The 411-nt window shown below is 50.1% G+C and carries 1 protein-coding gene; it reads right to left on the bottom strand.

What is annotated here, in order from left to right:
- Window positions 1–64: 64 nt before the first annotated feature.
- The coding region (locus LI015_RS28080) for a hypothetical protein (protein WP_227126789.1) at window positions 65–411 on the bottom strand (347 nt) is incomplete at its 5' end.

The raw sequence follows: 411 nt of genomic DNA, 5'->3' as shown, positions 1-411 counted from the left end.
CGGTAATCGGTTTCAATGGGATAGCTTACCCCGCCCACGTCAAGGCTGGTTGGCAACTGGCCAATCATTTCCCTATATCCTCCAGATACTTCCTGGACTTTTCCCGATTCTTCCTGGCATACTCCTCGACAGCAGGCTTCATCAGCACAAGTAGGCCCTCCAGCACCCCTTCATACAGATATTTCTGGCCAACAATGCAGAGCGGGGACTGACCGGCAAATATCGTGTCATATACATCCGATAGGAAGATGCCATTGAACGCCTTACGCATTTCTCTGGAAAACTCAGCCACGTATGCACCGTCCCTTTCCATATCGCTTTTTGGGGTTCCGTCCGGATTCAGTTCAATCCCCTCCGGGGGACTGTAATCCTTAAAATGTCTCTGTACATCCAGCACACGGTTGATGATTT

The organism is Enterocloster sp. 210928-DFI.2.20 (genome assembly GCF_020554465.1).
Taxonomy (GTDB): domain Bacteria; phylum Bacillota; class Clostridia; order Lachnospirales; family Lachnospiraceae; genus Enterocloster; species Enterocloster bolteae.
This window is presented reverse-complemented; position numbering and strand designations above follow the sequence as displayed.